The organism is Streptomyces albicerus (assembly GCF_008905045.1).
In the GTDB taxonomy this organism is placed as follows: Bacteria; Actinomycetota; Actinomycetes; order Streptomycetales; family Streptomycetaceae; genus Streptomyces; species Streptomyces albicerus.
Genome location: NZ_VWMY01000045.1, coordinates 22,296 through 44,171 on the forward strand (window position 1 = coordinate 22,296; position 21,876 = coordinate 44,171).

General features: G+C 71.0%; 18 protein-coding genes and 2 pseudogenes. 11 read left to right on the forward strand and 9 right to left on the reverse strand.

Annotation, left to right across the window (positions count from 1 at the left end):
- Positions 1-299: 299 nt before the first annotated feature.
- The 4 genes from GAS53_RS34975 to GAS53_RS34990 all read left to right on the forward strand — a co-directional run bounded on the left by GAS53_RS34975 (position 300) and on the right by GAS53_RS34990 (position 2,950).
- The gene (locus tag GAS53_RS34975) at positions 300-926 is read left to right on the forward strand and encodes an ATP-binding protein (protein ID WP_192583411.1); all 627 of its coding nucleotides are present in this window, start codon (positions 300-302) and stop codon (positions 924-926) included.
- Entirely contained in the window at positions 904-1,386 is a 483-nt protein-coding gene (locus GAS53_RS34980; protein WP_151481789.1) for a hypothetical protein, read from the forward strand. Before GAS53_RS34975 ends, GAS53_RS34980 begins: the two co-directional genes overlap by 23 nt.
- Before the next feature lie 125 nt (positions 1,387-1,511).
- Positions 1,512-2,261 (forward strand): hypothetical protein, encoded by a 750-nt coding sequence (locus GAS53_RS34985; protein WP_151481790.1) that lies wholly within the window; start codon positions 1,512-1,514, stop codon positions 2,259-2,261.
- Positions 2,225-2,950 (forward strand): DUF1775 domain-containing protein, encoded by a 726-nt coding sequence (locus tag GAS53_RS34990; RefSeq protein WP_151481791.1) that lies wholly within the window; start codon positions 2,225-2,227, stop codon positions 2,948-2,950. The genes GAS53_RS34985 and GAS53_RS34990 overlap by 37 nt, the downstream gene beginning before the upstream one ends.
- 43 nt (positions 2,951-2,993) lie before the next feature.
- On the opposite strand, the gene GAS53_RS34995 is transcribed toward GAS53_RS34990, so the two are convergent.
- The 5 genes from GAS53_RS34995 to GAS53_RS35015 all read right to left on the reverse strand — a co-directional run bounded on the left by GAS53_RS34995 (position 2,994) and on the right by GAS53_RS35015 (position 9,319).
- Entirely contained in the window at positions 2,994-3,674 is a 681-nt protein-coding gene (locus tag GAS53_RS34995; RefSeq protein WP_151481792.1) for a response regulator transcription factor, read from the reverse strand.
- 23 nt (positions 3,675-3,697) lie between these two features.
- Complete coding sequence (locus GAS53_RS35000) at positions 3,698-4,879, reverse strand: sensor histidine kinase (RefSeq protein ID WP_151481793.1); 1,182 nt, start codon at positions 4,877-4,879, stop codon at positions 3,698-3,700.
- A gap of 110 nt (positions 4,880-4,989) precedes the next feature.
- Positions 4,990-7,200 (reverse strand): MMPL family transporter, encoded by a 2,211-nt coding sequence (locus GAS53_RS35005; RefSeq protein WP_192583412.1) that lies wholly within the window; start codon positions 7,198-7,200, stop codon positions 4,990-4,992.
- Between the two features lie 394 nt (positions 7,201-7,594).
- Positions 7,595-8,047 carry a MarR family winged helix-turn-helix transcriptional regulator gene (locus GAS53_RS35010; RefSeq protein WP_151481795.1) on the reverse strand — a complete coding sequence of 151 codons (453 nt, stop codon included), beginning with the start codon at positions 8,045-8,047 and terminating at the stop codon, positions 7,595-7,597.
- A 228-nt stretch (positions 8,048-8,275) separates the two neighbouring features.
- Positions 8,276-9,319: a zinc-dependent alcohol dehydrogenase gene (locus tag GAS53_RS35015; RefSeq protein ID WP_151481796.1), complete on the reverse strand. Its 1,044-nt coding sequence runs from the start codon at positions 9,317-9,319 to the stop codon at positions 8,276-8,278.
- 952 nt (positions 9,320-10,271) lie between these two features.
- Between GAS53_RS35015 and GAS53_RS35020 the strand changes: the two genes are divergently transcribed.
- The 4 genes and pseudogenes from GAS53_RS35020 to GAS53_RS35035 all read left to right on the forward strand — a co-directional run bounded on the left by GAS53_RS35020 (position 10,272) and on the right by GAS53_RS35035 (position 12,954).
- A complete protein-coding gene (locus GAS53_RS35020) occupies positions 10,272-10,820 on the forward strand; it encodes a MarR family winged helix-turn-helix transcriptional regulator (protein WP_151481797.1) in 549 nt (182 codons plus the stop codon).
- Positions 10,821-10,921: 101 nt separating this feature from the next.
- Positions 10,922-11,503, forward strand: a pseudogene (locus tag GAS53_RS35025) (cytochrome P450); the annotation flags it as partial.
- A gap of 55 nt (positions 11,504-11,558) precedes the next feature.
- The gene (locus GAS53_RS35030; RefSeq protein ID WP_151481798.1) at positions 11,559-11,756 is read left to right on the forward strand and encodes a ferredoxin; all 198 of its coding nucleotides are present in this window, start codon (positions 11,559-11,561) and stop codon (positions 11,754-11,756) included.
- Positions 11,753-12,954: pseudogene (locus tag GAS53_RS35035) on the forward strand (NAD(P)/FAD-dependent oxidoreductase). Before GAS53_RS35030 ends, GAS53_RS35035 begins: the two are co-directional and overlap by 4 nt.
- Positions 12,955-12,988: 34 nt before the next feature.
- Here the strand turns inward: GAS53_RS35035 and GAS53_RS35040 are convergent.
- Positions 12,989-13,669 (reverse strand): TetR/AcrR family transcriptional regulator, encoded by a 681-nt coding sequence (locus tag GAS53_RS35040; RefSeq protein ID WP_151481799.1) that lies wholly within the window; start codon positions 13,667-13,669, stop codon positions 12,989-12,991.
- Between the two features lie 127 nt (positions 13,670-13,796).
- Positions 13,797-14,567, reverse strand: a complete 771-nt coding sequence (locus tag GAS53_RS35045; RefSeq protein WP_151481800.1) for an SDR family NAD(P)-dependent oxidoreductase — start codon at positions 14,565-14,567, stop codon at positions 13,797-13,799.
- A gap of 207 nt (positions 14,568-14,774) precedes the next feature.
- Between GAS53_RS35045 and GAS53_RS35050 the strand changes: the two genes are divergently transcribed.
- The 3 genes from GAS53_RS35050 (at position 14,775) to GAS53_RS35060 (ending at position 19,705) form a co-directional block, all read left to right on the forward strand.
- The gene (locus GAS53_RS35050; protein WP_151481801.1) at positions 14,775-16,538 is read left to right on the forward strand and encodes an ABC transporter ATP-binding protein; all 1,764 of its coding nucleotides are present in this window, start codon (positions 14,775-14,777) and stop codon (positions 16,536-16,538) included.
- A 419-nt stretch (positions 16,539-16,957) separates the two neighbouring features.
- Positions 16,958-18,763: a S8 family peptidase gene (locus GAS53_RS35055; protein ID WP_151481802.1), complete on the forward strand. Its 1,806-nt coding sequence runs from the start codon at positions 16,958-16,960 to the stop codon at positions 18,761-18,763.
- Positions 18,764-19,027: 264 nt separating this feature from the next.
- The gene (locus GAS53_RS35060; protein WP_151481803.1) at positions 19,028-19,705 is read left to right on the forward strand and encodes an AIM24 family protein; all 678 of its coding nucleotides are present in this window, start codon (positions 19,028-19,030) and stop codon (positions 19,703-19,705) included.
- A 90-nt stretch (positions 19,706-19,795) separates the two neighbouring features.
- Here the strand turns inward: GAS53_RS35060 and GAS53_RS55465 are convergent, their stop codons facing one another.
- Positions 19,796-21,271, reverse strand: a complete 1,476-nt coding sequence (locus tag GAS53_RS55465) for a YncE family protein (protein ID WP_192583414.1) — start codon at positions 21,269-21,271, stop codon at positions 19,796-19,798.
- 32 nt (positions 21,272-21,303) lie between these two features.
- Positions 21,304-21,873, reverse strand: coding sequence for a hypothetical protein (locus GAS53_RS35070; protein ID WP_192583415.1), 570 nt, complete (start codon positions 21,871-21,873; stop codon positions 21,304-21,306).
- Between the last annotated feature and the right edge of the window lie 3 nt (positions 21,874-21,876).

A 21,876-nucleotide genomic window follows, 5' to 3' on the forward strand; every position in this document is an offset into this window, starting at 1 on the left:
GCGGGTCAGAGGTCGCAGTCTGTCACGATCATCCATTCGACTGGGGCAGCATGCACCTCGCACTCTGCAATTTTCAACTTGTCGGTTGCGGGGTGTTGTTGGCAGGTGTCACAGTGGGGCGTACCGTCCCGGCCAGTGAACGACGAGACGATGCGGCCAAGTTGGGGGAGACCGAGCCGCGACGCGTCACGTGGCACAGCGAGCAGCACGGAGTAGTACGCGGCTCGCGGTGAACCGGTCCGTGCGGTACCGGCGCCGGCCTGACCCCCGGTGCGAAGGCAGACGAAAGGCGAACGGCGATGGCTCCGCCCTCCCTCACCAAGCCATTGGGCCGACTGCCCGCGGACGAACACCCCCACAGAGCAGGCGTGTTCGGGATACCCCCGACCCCCGCCTCGGTGGGCGTGGCCCGACGGAACGTGCGCGAGCTGCTGAGCGAATGGGGCACGGACCCCGAGACCTGCGACAACGCGCTGTTGGTGACCTCCGAGCTCGTCACCAACGCGCTCACGCACACGGCGAGCGAGTGGATCGTCTGCAGGCTGCGCACCGCCGGGGAGCGGCTCCACATAGAGGTCGAGGACCAGAACCGCGGTCTGACGCTCCCCGCACAGCGCCGGCCGGGGCCCGACGAGCAGGGCGGCCGCGGGCTCATGCTGGTCGGCATGCTCAGCAGCGACTGGGGAGTCAGAGACACCGCGGACGGGACCGGACGCATCGTCTGGGCCGTCCTGCCGTCACAGCCGGTGACATCACAGCCGACGCCGTCGGAGCCAATGCCGTCGGAGTCGACGTCGTCGGAATCCGCGTCGTCGGAGTCACGAGAATTCGCCTCCACCGGGCTCGCGCCCACCACGCACCTCACCCGGCCCACCCCCCACTCGGCCGAAGGACCCCTGCCTCATGGAACCGAAGTACGCTCCTGACCTGCGGCGATCGCCCACGTCCGACCGACGGCCACCTACGTCCGCGACGCTCCTGTCCGAGCGTCCAGGGCGCCTGGTCATCCCCGCGCAGCTGCGCACCGGCCTGGGGTGCGACGCCGTGGGCACGTCCCGGGAACACGGCGAACGCATCCTGGACTGCCTGCCCCGCGTCGGCTGTGTCTTCGCCGACGACTCCGACGGCGATGAGCGATGGTGGTGGATCGTCCCCTCCGGATCCCAGATAGGCGTCACCTGGCCGTCCTCCACCACCTACACCGTCGGTGCCCGGCTGGCCGACCCGTCCTGGACGCGAGCCCTCCGCGGTCCCTTCGCCGACCGGCCCCGCCTGATCCACAGCCCGGTGGGGGACTCGCCCTACACCCCGCCGATCCCCCTGTACTTCCTCACGTGCCGCCTCGCCGGCAGCGTTCCGCGGTGGTCCCTCGGCGCAGCGGGCTGAACCGTTTCCGCCCCCGCGTGCCGGCGCCCTCCTCCCGATGTGAACGGCCCGACCACGTCTCACGTAGACGTATGCGACAAGGCGAACGCGGTGGAGGATGACGGGCGACCGTGCCAGGTGACCATGTGACGCAGCGCGACGGCCGGGACCCGCTCCCGGGGCCGAGCCGCGCGGCCGCCCGGGTCAGGGCCGCGGCCTTCGCCCTCGTGGGCAGTGTGCTCGCGGCCGTCGGCCACGACATGGTCGACGGGGGACAGCTGCCGTGGCGGCTCGTAACCGCCTTCGCCATCGCGCAGTTCGTCGTCGTACGGCCCTTCGCCCGCCGCAGCCCCGGACTGCTCACGGTCGTCGGGTGCACCCTCGCGGCACAGGGCGCGATGCATCTCGCGCTGGCGACGGCGGGCGACGGCCACCGCGGCGGTACGGGAAACGCGGTCCACGCCGGCCACACCGCGATGACGACGGGCGGCGGACACGCCTGGCAGTACTCCTCCGGGGCCATGACGACCGCCCATGTCATCGCCGCCCTCGTGGTCGCCTGGCTGTTCCACCGCGCCGACGCCGCGGTCACGGCGGCGATGGTCACCGGCCGTACGCTGCGCGCGCTCGCGGCGGCGCTCATGGCCCGGTTCCTGCCTGGCGGGCCGGGCGCCACCGCGTACGGCCCGCTGCCCGCGCCGCTCACCGGCGCCTTCGAACTCCCGCCAGGGGCGCGGACACAGACCCTCGAACACGCGCTGGTGCGCAGGGGACCTCCGGGACGCACACCCGTCCCCGTCGTCCCCTTCACCCGGGCCCGGCCTCGGCCCGCCCGGTTCCACCAGCAAGGAGCTCCTCTGTGTCCCTGTCCAGGAATCACCGTCGTATCGGGCTGACCGGCGCCGCCGCGCTGGCGGCCGTCCTCGCACTGGCCGGACCGGCCTCGGCCCACTCCGAGGTCGAGGCCGACAAACCGCAGGCCCTCGCCGAGAACGTCACGCTCACCTTCGTCTCCGAGGCGGAGTCCGACTCCGGGGGCTTCCGCGAGGTGCGGGTCGTGCTGCCCGAGGGCATCGCGCCGGCCGACGTCTCGCTCGACGAGGCGCCCAAGGGCTGGCAGTTCAAAGCCACCGACGACGGCTACGCCCTCGGCGGTCCCGCCCTGAAAGCCGGCGTCGACGCCGAGTACAAGGTCAAGGTCCGGCAGCTCCCGGACGCCAAGGAGGTGGCGTTCAAGACGGTGGAGACCTACAGCGACGGCAAGGTCTCCCGCTGGATCGAGCTGCCCGAGGGCGGTGCGGAGTCCGAGCAGCCCGCCCCGCTCCTGAAGTTGAAGGCGGCGGCACCGGGCGCGACCCCGGTCAGTCCGAGCCCGGCCGCGAGCCCGACGGCCGACCCGACTCCGTCGGTCACCGCGACCCCGTCCGAGACGGAGACGGAGGCAGCGGCGGCCGAGGCCGACGCCGAGAAGGACGACGGCTCGTCCACGGGCCTGGTCGTCGGCGGAGTGGCCGCGGCGGTACTCGTCCTCGGCGCCGGGGCGTGGTGGCTGACGAAGCGCCGCGCCGCCGCCTCCGGCAGCTGACCCTCACCCGGCCTGTGGGACCGCACCGTCCCGCAGGCCGGGCTCACGACTCGGGCGGGGGAGCCTGGACGAGGCCGGACTGGTAGGCGATGACGACCAGTTGGGCACGGTCGCGGGCGCCCAGCTTCGTCATGGCGCGATGCACGTGCGTACGTACGGTCAGCGGGCTGACGAAGAGGGCCGCGGCGATGTCGTCGTTGGACTTGCCCTCGGCGGCCAGGGCCATCACCTCCCGTTCGCGGGCGGTGAGGTTGGCGAGATGCTCGGGAGGCGCCAGCCGGTCGGCGGGAGTGGGGGCGGCGAGGAAACGGGCGATGAGGGAGCGCGTGGCCAGCGGCGAGAGGAGGGCCTCGCCGGCGGCCACGGTGCGGATGGCTCCGAGGAGCACGTCGGCGGTGACGTCCTTGCCGAGGAAGCCGCTCGCGCCGGCGCGCAGGGCCTGGGCCACGTACTCGTCGGTCTCGAAGGTCGTGAGGATGAGGACCCGCGTGCCGGCCAGGTCAGGGTCGGCGCAGACGGCGGTGGTGGCGGTCAGGCCGTCGGTGCCGGGCATCCGGATGTCCATGAGGACGACGTCGGGGCGGTGGGTGTGGGTCAGCTCGACCGCTTCCTTGCCGTCGGCGGCTTCGTCGACCACCTCCATGTCGTCGCAGGAGTCGATCAGGATCCGGAAGGTCGCTCTCAGGAGGGCTTGGTCGTCGGCGAGGAGGACGCGGATGGTCATCTGTTTCGGTTCGCTTCCGGGGGCTAGGAGTGAATCGGCAGCTGGGTGGTGACGGTGAATCCGCCCTCGGGGCGGCGCCCCGCGCGGACGCGGCCGCCGACGGACTGGGCGCGTTCGTGCATACCGATGAGGCCGAAGCCGCCGCTCGGGGAGGGCGCGAGCGGGGCGTCCCCGGATCCGTCGTCGGTGACCGTGATGGTCAACCGGTCGCGGTTGTAGGCGATGCTCACCCGCGCCGCCCGCGCGGCTGCGTGCTTGGTGACATTGGTGAGGGCCTCCTGCACGATCCGGAACGCCGTCAGATCCACCCCCGGCGACAGCGGCTGTTCCTTGCCTTCGGTGGTGACGGTGACCGTGAGCCCGGCGGAGGCGAACGCGGCGGTCAGTTCGGAGAGCCGCCCGAGTCCGGGGGCCGGCTCCAGGGGTGCCTCGGGCTCGTCCGGCTGGCGCAACAGCCCGACGGTGGCCTTCAGTTCGCGCAGTGCCGTGGAAGTGGTGCCGACCAGGTCGGTGAGGATCCGCGTGCTCTGCTCGGGGCGGGTGGCCGCGAGATGTGCCGCCGTGCCGGCCAGCGCGTTGGCCAGGGCCATGTGATGGGCGACGACGTCGTGCAGCTCGCGGGCGATGCGCATGCGCTCCTCGGCGACCCGGTGGCGCGCCTCCTCCTCGCGGGTGCGTTCGGCGTGTTCGGCACGGGCCTGGACGGCCTTCAGGTAGGCGACGCGCAGCCGGACCGCCGTACCCCAGGCGATCGGCATCACAATCCAGGCGGCGGGGCCGATCGTCTTGAGGGCCAGCGGATGGTCGTACGGATCGGAGATCAACGCCGTGGTCACCAGCATGGCGGTGACGGCGAACGAGTAGACGCGTGCGGTCTTCCGGTTGGTGTGGACGGCCAGCCAGTACAGCGCGGCCATGACCGGGGCCAGCAGCAGCGGTGTGAGCAGATAGCCGATCGCACCGGCGGTGTTGCCGCAGATCGCGGTCAAAACGACGACGGCGCGGGGATGGCTCCTGTGCCACAGCAGGGCCACGCAGGCGAGGCCCGCCATGAGCAGGCCGGGCCACAGGGCGTTCCGGGCACCGGAGGGTTCCAGAGCGCTGAACGAGCTTCCGAGGACCGCGGCGGCGAACACCTGCACGATGATCGCTACGTCGATGGCGTAGGGATGGCTCTTCGCGAATCGCTGCCATCTGAAGATCATCGGCTTCTCCGATCACTGTGATCCGGGCCCCATGGTGGGCGACACCGTGGGAAAACGCCCAATGAGGGCCGCCCGTGTCCACTCGGGCGGCCCTCATCGGGCGAGCACTGTCAGACGCGAGCCGCTTCCCGCTCGTCCACGCCGCCCGCGGGCGCGGCGACGGCGGACCGCCGACTGAGGGTCTCACCCTCCACGTCGACCTTGGGCAGGAGCCGGTCGAGCCGGCGGGGCATCCACCACGCCGCCTTCCCGAACAGGGCGAGAACGGCCGGGACGAACGCCATACGGACGACGAACGCGTCGAAGAGGACGGCCACCGCCAGACCGAACCCGATCATCTTGATGATGGATTCACCGGAGCCGATGAACCCGGAGAACACGGCCATCATGATCAGCGCGGCGGCCACCACGACGCGGGCGCTGTAGCGGAAGCCGGTGACGACCGCCTGGCCGGGCCCGTCACCGTGGACGTACGCCTCCCGCATGCGGGTGACCAGGAAGACCTGGTAGTCCATGGCGAGACCGAAGACGATGCCCACCAGGAAGATCGGCATCATGCTCATGATCGGGCCGGTCGACTCGAGGCCGATGAGGTCGGCGCCCCAGCCCCACTGGAAGACCGCGACCACGGAACCCAGCGCCGCCAGCACGGAGAGCAGGAATCCGAGGGCCGCCTTGATCGGTACCAGGATGGAGCGGAACACGATCATCAGGAGCAGGATGGCCAGACCCACCACGACGATGAGGTACGGGATCAGCGCGTCCTGCATCTTCTGCGCGACGTCGATGTTCAGCGCGGTGGTGCCGGTGACCTCGAAGTCGGCGCCCGTCGAGGCTTCGGTCGCGGGACGTTCGTCGCGGATGGTCTTGACGAGGTCCTTGGTCTGCTCGCTGGTGGGCGAGTCGGCCGGGACGGCGGAGAAGACCGCCGTGTCGCCCTCGGCGTTGTACCGGGCCGGCGAGACGGAGACGACTCCCTCGGTGGCGCCGATCTTGTCCTCGATGGTCTGGACCGAGGCCTTCGGATCCTGGGCGCCCTTGGCGTCGACGACGATGGTCAGCGGGCCGTTGAAGCCGGGGCCGAAGCCGTCGGCGAGGGCGTCGTAGGCGCGGCGCTCGGTGGTGGAGGTGGGCTTGGCCTCGTCCCCGGTCATGCCCAGTTGCAGGTCGGTCACCGGCAGGGCGAGCACACCGAGTCCGGCGACGGAGGCGAGCAGGACGGGAACGGGCCGGCGGAGCACGAAGCGGGCCCAGCGGCTGCCGCCGTTGTTCTCGCCGCCTTCCGTGATCCGGCCGCGCTTGCGGGCCTTGCGGGACAGGACGGCGTTGGGCCAGAACCCGAGCAGGGCCGGGACCAGGGTCAGCGCGATGAGGACGCCGACGACGACCGCGCCGGCCGCGGCCAGGCCCATCTTGGTCAGCATCGGGACACCGATCACCGAGAGTCCGGCCAGCGCGATGACAACGGTGAGACCGGCGAAGACGACCGCGGAGCCGGCGGTGCCCGCGGCCAGGCCCGTCGCCTCCTGGGGGGTGTGCCCCTTCGCCCGCTCCTCGCGGTAACGGGAGACGACGAACATGGCGTAGTCGATCCCCACCGCGAGGCCGAGCATGGTGGCCAGCGTGCCGGTCGACGAGGACATCTCGAACGTCGCAGCCAGGGCCATGATCGAGGACATGCTCACGCCGACGCCGAGGATGGCGGTCAGCAACGGCAGTCCGGCGGCGGCCAGCGAGCCGAAGGTCATCAGCAGGACGAGGGCCGCGATGGAGACGCCGATCAGCTCGGCGGCCGCGCCCGCCGCGGGCTGGGTGGCCAGCGCCGTACCGCCGACCTCGACGGTCAGGCCCGTGTCACGGGCCTGCTCTATGGCTTCCTCGAGGTGCTTCTTGGCGGCGTCGGTGAGCTCGTCGGCCTTCACCTTGAAGGTGACGGTCGCGTACGCCGTCGAGGCGTCCTTGCTGACGGCCTTCGCCTGGAAGGGGTTCACGGCGCCGGCGATCTGCGACCCGTCGGCCGCGTGCTCGACGAACGTGTCGATGGTTTCCCGGTTGTCGGCGGCGGTGATCTTCTGACCGTCCTCCGCGATGAAGACGACCCGGGCGTTCGCCCCATCGGCCTCGGACCCGGGGAAGCGCTGCTCCATCAGGTCGAATGCCTTCCGGGCCTCGATGCCCGGCATGGAGCTGCCCTCTTCGGGGGCCTCGGGCGCCTGGGCGGCGCCGAAGCCGACCGCGGCCAGCACCGCCACCCACAGGAAGGTGGTGATCCAGCGCCGTCGGAACGTCAGACGGCCCAGTCGATAGAGAAAAGTAGCCACGGGACGGAGGTCTCCACATCTGGTCTCGGGTTCCTGCCAAGACTCCCGGCCGGGGACCGCCACGTCGTCGTGCGCCTGCCGACACTCCGCACTACTGAGAACGCAGTACGCCGGTGTCCGGCACGTCATCCGGGGGCACGACGGGAGGACACCGAGGTCGGCATGAAGGCGGATGTGGAGGCTCTGGGGCGTAGGGGAGGAGCGGGACGTAACAGGAGAAGCCGGGAAGCCGGGACGTATGCGAGGCACCGGACGTACGAGAGCGGCCGAGACGTACGGGAGGAGTCGAGACGCACGTGGGGCGTTGAGACTTACGCGAGGCGCCGGGCGGAGTCCTGTTAGTCCGTGACGAGGACGAGGGGCCCCCGGCGGGGCAGCCCAGGTAGCCCTTTCTTCAAGGGCGGGGCCATGGACGCTCGTCGAGGCTCTCGATGTCGGTGTTGAAACGCTTGAGGTAGTCGGCGAAGGCGGCGATCTCCTCGGGATCCCAGTCGGCCATCACCTTCTCCAGCCCGCGGATGGCCTCCGAGCGGTGCGTGTCGAGACGGCGCTCGCCCTCGGCGGTGATGCGGAACTTACGGGCGATGCCCCCTTCGGGATCCGGAATGCGCTCGACGAGACCGCCGCGCAGCATGGCGGCGGTCTGCCGGTTGAGCGTGGAGGCGTCCAGACCGAAGGCGTCGCTGAGCTGCCCGATGGACATCGGGCCTTCCATACGGATGCGGCTGAGCAGGATGTAGGCGCTGCGCTCCAGACGGCCGCCGGCCCGGGCCCGGGGCGAGTTCAGGTAGAGGTGCCGCCCGAGCAGCATCGTCTCGAACTCGATCAAGTGCGTGGGCTTGTCCATGCCGCCGGTCCTTCCCCAGATCTGGACTCTCGCCCCGAGCCTGGGCCTGAGGGTCGGGACAGGAGACATGACATCAAATATGCACCTCACACGTGCTGTGCATGATACATAGTGTGTGTAAAGTGCACAAACTTCGAACGCTGTACCGGAACCGCATCCGAACGAAGCGCCGCATCCGACGTCGAGACCCCCGCCTGAGGGCGGGGGTCTTTCGGTGAACTGCTCGGCTCAGTCCTGGTCGTCGAAGGTGACGACGATCTTTTCGGCGGCGCCGGGGGTGAGGGCGAGGTCAAAGGCGTGCTCGACGTCGGTGAACGGGATGCGGTGGCTGATGAGTTGGGCGAAGCGTTCGTGGTGTTCGACGAGTTCGGGGGTGACCTCGAAGATCTCGGTGGGGTAACCCTGGGAGGCGATCAGGGTGAGTTCGCTGCGCAGCATGCCGCCCAGGTCGATGGCGTCGGACTTCTTCTGGACGGCGACCATGACGAGGGTGGCGCCCCATTTGGCGTTGTCGACGGTGGCCTGGATGACCGCCGGGGCGCCGGCGGCGTCGATGTAGATGTCGGTGCCGGGGCGGGGCTGGCCCAGCGCATTGGTGGCCGGGCCGTGCAGGCTGGTGAGGCGGGCGGTGAGGTCGTCGGTGGCGGAGTTGACGACCGCGTCGGCGCCGACGGCCAGGGCGGTGTGCAGGCGTTCGGGGAGTACGTCGACGACGGTGACACGGGCGACGCCGCGGAGTTTGAGCCAGATGGTGGCGCCCAGCCCGATGGGGCCGGCGCCGAACACGACGACCTTGTCGGTGGGCTGGGCGTTGGAGCGGTTGACGCAGTGCCGGGCGACGGCCAGGGGTTCGTTGAGGGCGGCCACGGCGTAGGGCAGCGTGTCGGGGACGACGGTGAGGTTGGTGCCGGGCGCGGCGTCTTCGATGAGGAGGTATTCGCTCATCGCGCCGTGCTTGCCGCCGCAGCCGATGATGCCGGAGGGCACGCCCTGCGGGTTGACGACCACCCGGTCGCCGACGGTCAGCCCGGTGACCTCGGGGCCGACGGCGACGATCTCGCCGGCGGGTTCGTGGCCCAGCGGCAGGGAGACCATCGAGCCGTCAGGGCCCATGGGGGCGCCGCCGAGGTGGAGGAAGAAGGTGTCGGTGCCGCAGATGCCACAGGCGCGGATCTTGAGCAGGGCGTCGCGGGGTCCGGGGGTGGGGCGTTCGGTGTCGACGACGTCGATCTTGCCGACGGGGCCGGTGCGGACGGACTTCATGGTGGCCATGCTGGTGGCTCACTTCCTGGGCGATTGGATGGCTGAGTGACTTGATGGGTCGGTGACTCGGTGAGTCGGTGACTGGGTGACTGGGTGACTGGGTGACTGGGTGACTTGATGAGTTGGTGGCTCAAGGAGGGGTTCGGCGCCGGCGGGGTGGGGGCGGCGGCCGGGCTGTGATCGCGATCGTCGGACCGCCCTCGCGGCGATGGACGCCATGGCCTGCATGACCTGATCCGGCAGTTGGCTGGTCAAAGGGCGGACCAGCCGTTGTCGACGGGCAGGATGGCGCGCCGTTGATGTCGCCGGCGGCCTCGGAGGCGAGGAACACGACGGCGGCGGCCTGCTCCTCGGCGCAGCCACCTTGCCCCACAGGCTGATGCAGGGACTTATGACGCCGGGGCCGTGGGCCTTCGCCCAGGCGTCGGTGAGACGGCACCGCGGGTACGGCGTCGGCTCGGCTGGCAGGTGAGAGGCCTTTTCGACCGGGGTCGGTGTCCCGGGCCCGGCGGTGAACGGGGGGAGTTGTCCGTCCGCCGGGCCCGGGACCGCGCCGGTCCCCGTCCCCACGGGTCTGGCGCGACGGGGCCGCCTCCGCTCAGGGGCCCCGGTCCGGGTGCCGGCGGCGGAGATGCCGCGGGCTCGGCTGAACGTCAGTCTCGGTGCGATGCCGCGGGCCGTGCCACCGCTGGAGTGACACGACCGGACCGGCGACGCCGACGGCGACCGGGGTCAGGCCGGACCCGGGGGCCCTGGGCACGGCGGTACTGCCCCTGCTCGGCCGCCGTGGCTGTGGTGTGTGACATGGGAACTCCCGCGGTTCTGGAGGAAGGGGACCGGCCGGTCTCGTCGCGGCGGCCGACGACTTACTTGAGTTAGGCAAACATGTGTGCCTTACTTGAGTCAAGCAAGCTAATGCGGAATTTACTTGAGTCAGGCAAGCAGATGGTAAAGTGGGGCCATGTCCACACCATCACCCGCACCCAGCCCCGGCCCCGGCCCCGGGCTGGAAGACGCCTCCGCCCCCGTCTCGCAGGATGTGATCGAGATCGAGCGAGCGCTCACCCGCATCGTGTATCTGACCGGCCGGGTCAGGCAGCACGACCGCCTCATGGCCATGGCGGGGGTGTCGCTGGATCGTGCCGCCGTGGCGCTGCTGCGGCAGATCGCCGACTCGGAGCCCATGCGCCCCGGCGAGCTGGCGGCCCGGCTGGCCGTGGAGGCGTCACATGTCACCCGGCAGGTGCAGCAGCTGCAGAAGGGCGGTTACGTGACCCGGGTCCCGGACCCGGATGACCGCCGCGCCCAGCGCATCGAGCTCACCCCCGCCGGCCAGGAGGCGATCGACCGCATCCGCATGGCGGGCTGCCGGGGCATGGAGCTCGCGCTGGCCAACTGGTCGCCGGAGGAACTGCGGCAGCTCTCCACGCTGTTCCACCGGATGGTCGACGACTTCCTGCACACCGAAGTCAGGCTCGAGGACGAGGATGCCTCGTCGCGCCCGGCCTGACGGCACCGGTCTGACGGCACGGGAACACCGCAGGGTGCGGGCGGCCCCTCCCCGCTCTCCACTCACGCGGGGCGGGGCTCCGGCCGACGGGCCGTTCAGCTGTGCTGTCCGAGATGGCGGGCCGGGTCGACGCCGGTGAGATGAGCCGGGCCGAGGCCGTCCACATGGGCGTCGCGATGCTCATCGCCGGTCACGAGACCACCGCGACGATGATCAGCCTCGGCACCCTGGTCCTGCTGGAGAACCCCGAGCAACTCGCCCTGGTACGCGACTCCGAGGACCCGAAGATCGTCGCCCGCGCGGTGGAGGAACTGCTGCGCTACCTGAGCATCGTCCAGGTCGGCCTGCGCCGGGTCGCCACCGAGGACATCGAGATCGGCGGCCGGGTCATCCGCGCGGGCGACGGCCTCATCGTGGATCTGCACGCCGCCAACTGGGACCCTGAGGCGTTCCCCGGCTCCGACCGGGTGGACGTCACCAGGCCCGCGCGCCGGCACAACGCGTTCGGCTACGGACCCCACCAGTGCCTGGGCCAGTCTCTCGCCCGCCTGGAGCTCCAGGTCGTCTACGGCACCCTCTACCGACGCATTCCCACGCTGCGCCTGGCCGCCCAGGTCGACGAGCTCGAGTTCGACCATAGCGGCACCACGTACGGTGTCGCCTCTCTGCCCGTCGCCTGGTGATCCGGCCCTCACCGGCGAACGTACCGAAGGTACCGAAGGATTGAGGAAAGGGATCATGCGTGTAGAACTGGACGAACCGAAATGTGTGGCGTCGGGGCAGTGCGTCATGGCCTCCCCGGAGGTCTTCGACCAGCGCGACGACGACGGTGTGGCGGTCCTGCTCGCGGAGCAGCCCGGCGATGAACTCCTCGACGGAGTGCGCGAAGCCGTGGCGATCTGCCCGGCAGCGGCGATCCGGCTGGTCGACCAGTGAGGCGGATCGTCGTCGTGGGTGCCTCGGCGGCCGGACTGGCCGCCGTCGAGACACTGCGCCGGGAGGGTTACGACGGCACGCTCACCATGATCGGTGCGGAGACGCACGCTCCGTACGACCGGCCGCCGCTGTCCAAGCAGATCCTGGCGTCCGAGTGGGAGCACGACCGGCTCGCACTGCGTTCCTCCGGTGATCTGGACGCCCTGGACCTGGACTTGAGGCTGGGCACGGCCGCGACCGGTCTCGATCTCGAGGGGCGGGCGGTGGTGCTGGCCGACGGGACGCGGGCGGCGTACGACGGTCTGATCGTGGCCACCGGTGTACGTCCGCGGCGGCTGCCCGGTGAGGGGGACGCGCATGTGCTGCGCACCCTGGACGACGCGCTGGCGCTGCGGGACCGGCTGGCGGAGGGGCGGCGTCTGGTGGTGGTCGGCGCCGGGTTCCTCGGGGCCGAGGCCGCCGCCGTGGCCCGGGGTCTCGGCGCCGAGGTCACGCTCCTGGAACCGGCGCCGGTGCCGCTCGGCCACGCGGTCGGCAACGAAGTGGGGCGGGTGCTGGCGGCGGCCCACCTGGAACACGGCGTGGACCTGCGCACCGGGGTCGGCGTGGCCGCGGTGACGGAGGCCGGCGTGCGGCTCGCCGACGGTGAACTGGTCGAGGCCGACGAGGTGTTGGTGGCCATCGGGTCGCTGCCCAACACCGAGTGGCTGGCGGAGAGCGGTCTTACGGTGGGCGACGGGGTGGTCTGCGACGAGTACTGCGAGGCCGTCTGGGGTCCCCCCGGCCGAAGGCTGGGGGAGTCTACGCGGCCGGGGACGTCGCCCGCTGGTTCAACCCGCTGTTCGGGGTGCCGATGCGCATCGAGCACCGTACGAACGCCGCCGAGCAGGGTATGGCCGTCGCCCGCAACCTCCTCCGCCCGGAGGCGCGCAAGCCGTTCGCTCCGGTGCCATACTTCTGGTCCGACCAGTACGACATGAAGGTGCAGGCGTTCGGATATCTGCGCGGTCATGACGAGGTTGCCGTGGTGGAAGGGGACCTTGATGAACGTCGGTTCGTGGTCGCCTACCGCACCGGGGACCACCTGACCGGGGTCCTTGGAGTCGGTATGCCGCCGAAGGCGATTCGTGGGTGGCGGCAGGCCGTTGCGCTGCGCTCGCCTTGGCGTGATGCCGTAGTGGCAGCCGGGGTGCCGTAGCGCGGTCATGGCAGCTGCGGCGCCTGAGGGTCTGCTAGAAGGTCGTGGACCTGCCCGTCGTCGCGGGCACACCGGAGATTCCGCCGAGGCAGAACTGCCAGAGCTCCTCGGAGGTCACCGGGTGGGCGTGGCTGTCGGCGGGCACGCCGTGGGCCTGGGCGGCGAACATGACGGTCTGCATGACGAGCGCGGCCTGACGGCGGGGCTTCCCGGCGGGGATGACACCGGCGTCGGTGGCCTGCTGGATGAGCTCCGTGAAGACGTTGAGCAGCGGAACGTGCGCGGTCGCCACCTGCGAGGGGTGCTTCACCAGCAGCTGCAGGGCGAAGTCGCTGAACAGCGGTCGCTGCACGCCGGGGCTGGGGTGCGACTGCTTGTAGAGCATGTCGACGGCCAGGTGCAGCGCCTGCAGGGGGTCGCTCATCGGGGAGGCGGCTTCGTGGATCTCGGTCGCCGATTTGGAGAGCGCGTCCTCGAACAGGGCGAGCAGCAGCTCATGCTTCCCGTCGAAGTGCTGGTAGAAGCTGCGCAGTGACTGCTTGGAGCGGTCGACGACCTCCTGGACGGTGAAGTCCGTCGTGCCCTTCTCGGCGATGAGCTCCTGCGCCGAGTCCAGGAAGCGCTGCACGCGTTGCTCCGCACGCAGCTTCGCGGCACGGGTGGATCGCTCGACGGCGCGCCGGCGCCACGCTGGTTCTTCGGGGACTGCGCTCATTAGTAGAACGGTTCACCATCACGGGATGGGGCGATGTTCCTGGTGCCGAGCGACACCCCGACCGGGCACGCCGCGTGACGCTCGGCGCGGTCGCTGACCCCGAGTGAGCCGTGGCATCTCCGGGACATCAGACGCTGTATCCGCCGTCCACCCCCAGCGCCTGACCGGTGATGAACCCGGCCCGGTCCGAGGCCAGGAACGCGGCTGCCTCGGCGATGTCCGTCGCGTGGCCGAACCGGCGCATCGGAATATTGCGCCGGGTGATCTCAAGGGCCGCCTCGTCCAGTTCCCCGGTGTCGATCAGGCGGGCGGCGATGCCGTCGTTCAGCATGCCGGGCGCCACGCAGTTCACGCGGACGCCGTACCGCCCCTCCTCGGCAGCCAGTGCCCGCGCGACCGCCTCGACCGCGCCCTTCGTACCGGACGAAAGGCCGTCGCGGACCGGGTAGCGGCGGGTGGCCACGGTGGTGACGGCGACGATGTTGCCGCGGCTCTCGCGCAGGATCGGCAGCGCGGGATGGACCAGGTTGAAGAACGCCCCGGCGTCCGCGTCGAGTTGGGCACGGTACTGGCTCGGCGTGACCTTGCTCAGATGCACCATCGGTACGTGCGGACCCGCCGCGTACACGAGCGTATGGAGACCGCCGAACGCCGAGGCGGCCTCGGACACGGCCGTCGCTGTGGCCGACTCGTCGCTCAAGTCGAGCCGCAGCGCGACCACTTGGCGCCCGTGCCCCTTGACCTCACCTACGAGAGCGTCGGCGGCAATCTGATTGGCGCGATACGAGAACGCCACATCGCTGCCCCGCTCGGCCAGCATCCGTACGATCGCCGCGCCGATACCGCCGGTTCCGCCCGCGACGAACGCGGCCCCAGTCCTACCGGAGAATTCCGACATCCACAGTCCTCATCCACACACCTCGTCCACAGGTCCAGGGATCTACAGTCCCAGGCCTCGATGTCCGACCGTAAGTCCACGGGCTGGGACCACCGCCGAAATCCCCTGCGGCGTTGTCAGTGGCATCGGCGATACTTCATCGACATCGGCTTCCTCCCACTTCGGCCGAGAGCGGGACGGGAGCCGAACGCGCAAGGGGGGAACACCGTGCCGCAGCCCGAACCGTCCGACTCACCGTCCGCGCCGCCGTGGCGGCTGCTGCTCGCGTACGTCCGTCCGTATCGGTGGACGCTGCTGCTCGGGGCCGTGCTGTCGCTGGTGACCGGGGCGGCGGGGCTCGCGCTGCCGTTGGTGGCCAGGTCGCTGATCGACGACCTGGGGCACGACCGGGCCATCACCGGCGCGTTGCTGGCCATGTCGGGGCTGGTGGTCGTCAACGCGGCGGTCGGGGCGCTGGGTTCGTACGTGCTGCGATACACCGCCGAGTCCGTCGTCCTCGGGGCGCGGCGAGGGCTGGTGTCGCATCTGCTGCGGCTGCGGATCGCCGCCGTCGACCGGAGCGAGCCCGGGGATCTGATGGCCCGGATCACATCGGACACCACGCTGTTGCGGGAGGTCACCACCGATTCGCTGGTCGGTCTCGGCACGGGCGGACTCACGCTGGTGGCCACGCTCGTGATGATGGGGCTGGTCGATCCGGTGCTGCTGTCCGTCACCCTGGGCGTGGTCCTGGGCGCGGGCACGGTGATCGGGGTGATCGTGCCGCGCATCAACCGGGCCAGCCGGCGGGCGCAGGACGCCGTCGGGGCGATGGGCGCCTCGCTGGAGCGCACCCTCGGCGCGCTGCGGACCATCAAGGCGTCCGGGGCCGAGCACCGCGAGGAGAAGGCGGTGCACGCGGCGGCCGAGGAATCGTGGCGGCAGAGCGTACGGGCCGCCAAGTGGTCGGCGCTGGCCGGGAACACGGCCGGGTTGTCGATGCAGGTCGCGTTCATCACCGTGCTCGCCGTGGGCGGCGCGCGGGTCGCGACCGGCGCCGTCGACATCGGCACGCTGGTCGCCTTCCTCCTGTACGTCTTCTACTTGATGGCACCGATCCAGCAGGTCGTCGGAGCCGTCGCCCAGTACCAGACCGGCTCGGCTGCGCTGGCCCGCATCGAGGAGGCACGGCGGCTGCCCGCCGAACCGGTGGCCGAGCCTGCGCCACTGCCCCTGCCGGGCGCCGAACCCGCCTCGATCGCCTTCGAGGGCGTCCGTTTCCGGTACGCCGACGACCTGCCGTACATCCACCACGGTGTGACCTTCGCCGTCCCGCCGCGCGGCATGACCGCCTTCGTCGGGCCGTCCGGCGCCGGCAAGACCACCGTCTTCTCGCTCATCGAGCGGTTCTACGACCCCGACGAGGGGACCATCACGCTGGACGGCCGCGACCTCACCGACTGGGATGTGAACGGGCTCCGGTCCGCCATCGGCTACGTGGAGCAGGACGCGCCCGTCCTCTCCGGCAGCCTCCGCGACAACCTCCTGCTCGGCAATCCCGACGCCGACGAGGGCGATCTGCTCCGCGCTCTGAAGACCACCCGTCTCGATGGTCTCGTCGACCGGTTGCCGAAGGGCCTGGACACGCTGGTCGGCCACCGCGGCACCAAGCTCTCCGGCGGCGAGCGCCAGCGCGTCGCCATCGCCCGCGCCCTGCTCAGACGGCCCCGGCTACTGCTGCTCGACGAGGCCACCAGCCAGCTCGACGCGGTCAACGAAGCCGCACTGCGCGACACCGTGGCCGATGTCGCCCGCACCACCACGGTGCTGGTCGTGGCCCACCGGCTGTCCACGGTCACCATGGCGGACCGCATCGTCGTCATGGACGCGGGCGAGGTACGGGCCGTCGGCACCCATCGCGAACTCGTGGCCGCCGACCCGCTCTACGCCGAACTCGCCGCCACGCAGTTCCTCACGGCCGTCGAAGCCTGACGCCCGCACCCCGACGCCCGCACCCCGACGCCCGCGCTTGACGCCCGCGCACGAGGCCGCCCGCACCGGGCCGCCGTCGCGCGGGCATGCGGTCATGCGGTGGGCGGCACTCCCTCCCCGGTGAGACGGGGCGAACGCCCGGAAAGGGTCCTCTCTCGCCAACTGGCCAGTCCCTATAGGGGGTTCTCGGCCATGGATCGAGGGTTTTCCCCGTATCCGAGCGATCTGGGCTCCGCCTATTGTTCGAGCCACAGCTGAACCACAGGTAACCCCTGAATGGTCGCTCGCGCATGGCCGGCCCCGGCGCCTTCTCGATCGCACCACGTGCACCCCCCGCCGCTTCGACGAAGAAGCGAATCGAACCGCTGCTCCGCACCGCCGCTTCGCGCTGCCCGGAGCCGGCCACGAAAGGCACTCTCTTGCGTACTCAACGACCCGCGAGACGGAAGCTGATATCCGTCGCCGCGATCTCCGCGACGCTGCTGGCCGGGACCGCCACGTCCCTCGCGCTGGCCGGACCCGCCACCGCCGAGGTCCCCGCCGAGCAGACCGCGAAGACCGCCGCCGCTGCCGTGGCCGCCCCGGCCGAGCGGCTGATCGTCGGCTACAAGTCGGGCGCCACCGAGGCCAAGTCGAACTCGGCCGCCGCCGCCGACGCCGAGGCCAAGGGCAAGGAGGCGGGCGAGAACCTCGACTTCGAGCGCCGCCTCGGCACCGGTGCCGCGCTGGTCGACCTGGGCGAGCAGCTCAGCAAGGCCGACGTCTCCGACGTCGTCGCCGAGTACCAGGCAGACCCTCAGGTCGCCTACGTCGTGCCGGACCGCCTCAACAAGCCGCTGGCAGACCCGAACGACACCGAGTACAGCAAGCAGTGGGACCTCTTCGAGTCCACCGCGGGCATGCGCGTGCCCGGTGCCTGGGACACCGCGACCGGCACCGGCGTGACCGTCGCCGTGATCGACACCGGCTACGTCACCCACTCCGACCTCGCCGCCAACATCGTCGGCGGCTACGACTTCATCGCCGACACCGCGGTCTCCGTCGACGGCAACGGCCGCGACAGCAACCCGGCCGACCCGGGCGACTGGTACGCGGCCGGCGAGTGCGGCCAGGCAGCAGGCCAGAGCTCCTCCTGGCACGGCACCCACGTCGCGGGCACCATCGCCGCCGCCACCAACAACAGCAAGGGCGTCGCCGGCATCGCGTACAACGCGAAGATCTCCCCGGTGCGCGTCCTCGGCAAGTGCGGCGGCTACGACTCCGACATCATCGACGCCATCACCTGGGCGTCCGGCGGCACCGTCTCCGGCGTCCCCGCGAACACCAACGTCGCCAAGGTCATCAACATGAGCCTGGGCGGTGGCGGCGCCTGCACCTCCGCCACCCAGACCGCGATCAACAACGCCGTGAACCGCGGCACCACAGTCGTCGTCGCGGCGGGCAACAGCAACGCCAACGCGGCCAACTACTCGCCGGCGAGCTGCAACAACGTCATCTCCGTCGCCGCGCTGAGCCGCACCGGCGCCAAGGCCTCGTACTCCAACTTCGGTTCGGTCGTGGACATCGCGGCCCCGGGCGGCCAGACCAGCACCGGCACCGCCAACGGCATCCTGTCCACGCTCAACTCCGGTACGCAGGGCCCGGCTTCGGAGTCGTACGCCTACTACCAGGGCACCAGCATGGCCGCCCCGCACATCGCGGGCCTCGCGGCGCTGGCCAAGTCGGCGAAGTCCTCGCTCACCCCGGCCCAGATCGAGTCCGCGATCAAGACCAACTCGCGTGCTCTGCCCGGCGCCTGCTCGGGCGGCTGTGGTGCGGGTCTGGCGGACGCGGCCAAGACGGTGCAGGCGGTGAGCGGGACCGACGGCTCCACGGGGGGCACCACCTTCACCAGCACCACCGCCGTCTCGATCCCGGACGCCGGCTCGGCCGTCGAGTCCTCGATCGCCGTCACCGGCCGCAGCGGCAACGCTCCCTCGGCCCTTCAGGTCGGCGTCGACATCACCCACACCTACCGCGGTGACCTGGTGATCGACCTGATCGCCCCGGACGGCACGGCCTACCGCCTCAAGTCCTCCAGCACCTCGGACTCGGCGGACAACGTCAGCACCACCTACACGGTGAACGCCTCCAGCGAGACCGCCAACGGCACGTGGAAGCTGCGCGTCCAGGACGTGGCCTCCGCGGACACCGGCAGGATCAACAGCTGGAAGCTGACCTTCTGAGGACCGTTGAACGACGACTGAGAGCCCACCCCCCACAGGGTGACGGCTGAGAGTCCGTCCCCCACAGGGTGACGGCTGAGAAAACCACCCCCCACAGGGTGGGGCCGAAAGGCCCCGGCAGGGCGGTCGACGCGAGCGGGCGTCGGCCGCCCCGCCTTTCGTTGCACCGCCCCGCCTTTCGTTCCGCGGACGCCTACCTTCGGCGCATGCCTTTCATCCCGTCGCCGGATGGTGGAACCCGCGCGTCCGGGACAGGATGCCCGCATGAAGGGTGATCTGTTTTCCAGCGAGTACATGGTGCAGCCGGCCGCCACGGTGGGCATGAGCGTGCAGAACGCCAAGTCGATCAAGTACGCGGTCAACGGCGAGATGCTCGCCCGGCAGGGCGCGATGATCGCCTACCGCGGCAATCTCCAGTTCGAACGCAAGGGCCAGGGCGTCGGCGGCATGCTCAAACGGGCCGTCACCGGCGAGGGGCTGCCGCTCATGGCGGTACGCGGACAGGGGGAGGCCTGGTTCGCGAACGAGGCGCAGAACTGCTTCATCGTCGACATCGACCCCGGCGACGTCTTCACGGTCAACGGCCGCAACGTCCTGTGCTTCGACGCCTCGCTGAAGTACGAGATCAAGACGGTGAAGGGCGCGGGCATCACCGGCGGCGGACTGTTCAACAGCGTCTTCACCGGACAGGGCAGGCTCGGCCTCGTCTGCGAGGGCAACCCGCTGGTCATCCCGGTCTCACCGCAGTGGCCGGTGTACGTCGACACGGACGCCATCGTCGGCTGGACGGCCAACCTCCAGACCTCACTCCACCGTTCGCAGTCCATCGGCTCGATGATCCGCGGCGGCTCCGGCGAGGCGGTGCAGTTGATGCTCCAGGGCGAGGGATACGTCGTCGTACGGCCGAGCGAGGCGACGCCCCAGAAGACCCAACAGCACTGATACGGGCCCTTGTTGGGCCCTTTTGTGACTGTCGGCCTTCTGAGGCGCGTGCCCCGCCTGCCCCGCCTGCTTCGTGGTCCGCTGCTCCGCCTACGTCGTCGCCCGTCGGCGGCGCCACAGCACCGCGGCGGTGCCGGAGGCGAGCAGCGCTGCGGTGCCGGCCGCGGCGGGAAGGAGCACGCCGGCGCCGGTCGAGGCGAGCGAACCGTCGCCGGTGGTGGTCACCGAGCCGCCACCGGTCGTGGTCTGCGCGCCGCCGCCCGTGCTGCCGGCGCCGTCCCCGTCGGCGGTCGGGCCGTCGACGGGGACCGTCGTGCCGGGGTCGGTCGGGTCGCCACCCGGACCGGTGTCGCTGGGCGACGGGTCCGGTGTTCCCCCGGAAGGGGTCGGCGAGGCCGACAGCGAGGGTGACGGTGACGCCGACTCGGACGGCGAAGCCGACGGCGAGGCGGAGGGCGACGGCGGTACCGGAGCCCGGAACACGGTGAGCGAGGCATCCGACGGGCTCGCGACGAACACCGAACCGCCGCCCGGCGTCACCGCGACCGACGAGTTGCCCAACTGGCCGTTGTTGCCTGGCAGTTCGGCACCCTTGTCCAAGTCCTTGAGCGTCGCCGTGTCGTACACAGAGAGCTGCCCGACCCCGTCCCCCTCCTCCGGCGGATTGCCGAAGTCCTGCCACACCGCGAACGCCTGGTCGGACCGCGGGTCGAAGGCGACATCGGCGATGGAGTCCCCTGGCTTCGCCTCGAAGGTGGCGGCGAGTTTGCCGGAAGCGAGGTCGTACGCCTCCAGCACGCTGCCGCGCCCCGCCCACAGCACCCCGTGCTCGATGTCCCACTCCAGGAAGGACACCGCGGCGCCGGAGCCGAGCGGGATCTCCTTGCCGTCCAGCGCGAACCCGGCCGAATCGACCCTGCGCAGCAGGCTGTTGGCGTTGTCGGCGACCCAGATCTGCCCGGCGGCCGTGTCCACGGCGAGCGGTCCGCCGGCGGCCGGCAGCGTGAGGGAGCGCTCCACGGTCACCGCCGTCTCGCCGACGGCGACCTCCTCCAGTTTCGTCCCGCGTACGACGACGACCGTGCCGGCCTTCACGCCGGACTTGGCCTGCGTGATCGACGTACCGGTGAGCCAGCCGCCGCGCCCCGCCGCATCCCCGTCCTTCGCGCCGGCGATCCCGCGCAGTCCGACCAGATAGTGCGCGCCGTCGCCGGGCAGCGATCCGGCGAAGCGCTTGGCCGGGAGCTGGGTGGACTGCCCCGTGCTGCCGGGCGAGTTGCGCACCCAGGTCAGTACGCCTCCGGACGCCGGGTCGACGACGTAGACGCCGGCCAGACTCCCGCCCGTCGTACCGGCGACGGTGTCGGACCCGACGTACAGCTTCCCCGACTCGGGGTGCAGCAGCAGATCGAGCGGTTTGCCGACGATCGTGAGGCGGGCCGTCTGCTCGTACGCGTCCGTCCCGGGCGGGTCGTCGGCGCCGGCGGCGGGCGTGCTGACGACGACGGCCGTCAGGACGACCGCCGTCATCCCGGCCAGGGCGACCGCCGCCCGGGGGCGGAGCACATCGCTCCGCCCCCGGGTTCTGAAGGGCGCGGTCACGAGAAGGTGACCGGGAGGTAGACGTCGTACGAGCGGTTGCCGCTCGCCATGTGGTCGGCGCGCGTCACGATGGCGCAGTCGACGTCCGTGCCGCAGACCTGGCCGGAGGCGATGTTCGGGTTCACGTGGATGCTGACGTCGAAGGAGCCGCCGGAGCCGTAGGGGGAGCTGTTCGCGACCGTGCCGCCGCCGAGGTTCGACACCCAGTGGGAGGCGCCCGTCGTGCCCGACTGGTCCGCGCCGCCCAGGCAGGGGGTCGGCCGGGAGGTGTACGTCGAGGGGTCCCCGGGCACGACGCCGTCGGGGATCACGCACAGGCTGACGTAGACGCCCTGCGCCGTGTTGTAGCCGCTGCCGGAGACGGTGATGTTCTGCCCGGCGGCCGACAGGCTGTCGGGGGCCATCAGCGACAGGTTGTACGTCGTCCCGCTCACCGTCACGGACCGCGTGGCGGTGGCGGCCGAGGCGGAGGTGGCGAGCCCGACCGTCAGCGCGGCGGCGGTGGCGCCGACGGCGGCGATACGGGTGGCACGGCGAGTGACGCGGCCGAACAGGGCGGATCTCATGGG

What these genes read in the sequence shown, in the direction of transcription:
- GAS53_RS35045 (WP_151481800.1), bottom strand. Translation starts at nt 14,567, where the DNA reads ATGTCGGAATTCTCCGGTAGGACTGGGGCCGCGTTCGTCGCGGGCGGA.
- GAS53_RS34995 (WP_151481792.1), bottom strand. Translation starts at nt 3,674, where the DNA reads ATGACCATCCGCGTCCTCCTCGCCGACGACCAAGCCCTCCTGAGAGCG.
- GAS53_RS35000 (WP_151481793.1), bottom strand. Translation starts at nt 4,879, where the DNA reads ATGATCTTCAGATGGCAGCGATTCGCGAAGAGCCATCCCTACGCCATC.
- GAS53_RS34975 (WP_192583411.1), top strand. Translation starts at nt 300, where the DNA reads ATGGCTCCGCCCTCCCTCACCAAGCCATTGGGCCGACTGCCCGCGGAC.
- GAS53_RS34980 (WP_151481789.1), top strand. Translation starts at nt 904, where the DNA reads ATGGAACCGAAGTACGCTCCTGACCTGCGGCGATCGCCCACGTCCGAC.
- GAS53_RS35030 (WP_151481798.1), top strand. Translation starts at nt 11,559, where the DNA reads ATGCGTGTAGAACTGGACGAACCGAAATGTGTGGCGTCGGGGCAGTGC.
- GAS53_RS35015 (WP_151481796.1), bottom strand. Translation starts at nt 9,319, where the DNA reads ATGGCCACCATGAAGTCCGTCCGCACCGGCCCCGTCGGCAAGATCGAC.
- GAS53_RS35040 (WP_151481799.1), bottom strand. Translation starts at nt 13,669, where the DNA reads ATGAGCGCAGTCCCCGAAGAACCAGCGTGGCGCCGGCGCGCCGTCGAG.
- GAS53_RS35010 (WP_151481795.1), bottom strand. Translation starts at nt 8,047, where the DNA reads ATGGACAAGCCCACGCACTTGATCGAGTTCGAGACGATGCTGCTCGGG.
- GAS53_RS35060 (WP_151481803.1), top strand. Translation starts at nt 19,028, where the DNA reads ATGAAGGGTGATCTGTTTTCCAGCGAGTACATGGTGCAGCCGGCCGCC.
- GAS53_RS35020 (WP_151481797.1), top strand. Translation starts at nt 10,272, where the DNA reads ATGTCCACACCATCACCCGCACCCAGCCCCGGCCCCGGCCCCGGGCTG.
- GAS53_RS35070 (WP_192583415.1), bottom strand. Translation starts at nt 21,873, where the DNA reads ATGAGATCCGCCCTGTTCGGCCGCGTCACTCGCCGTGCCACCCGTATC.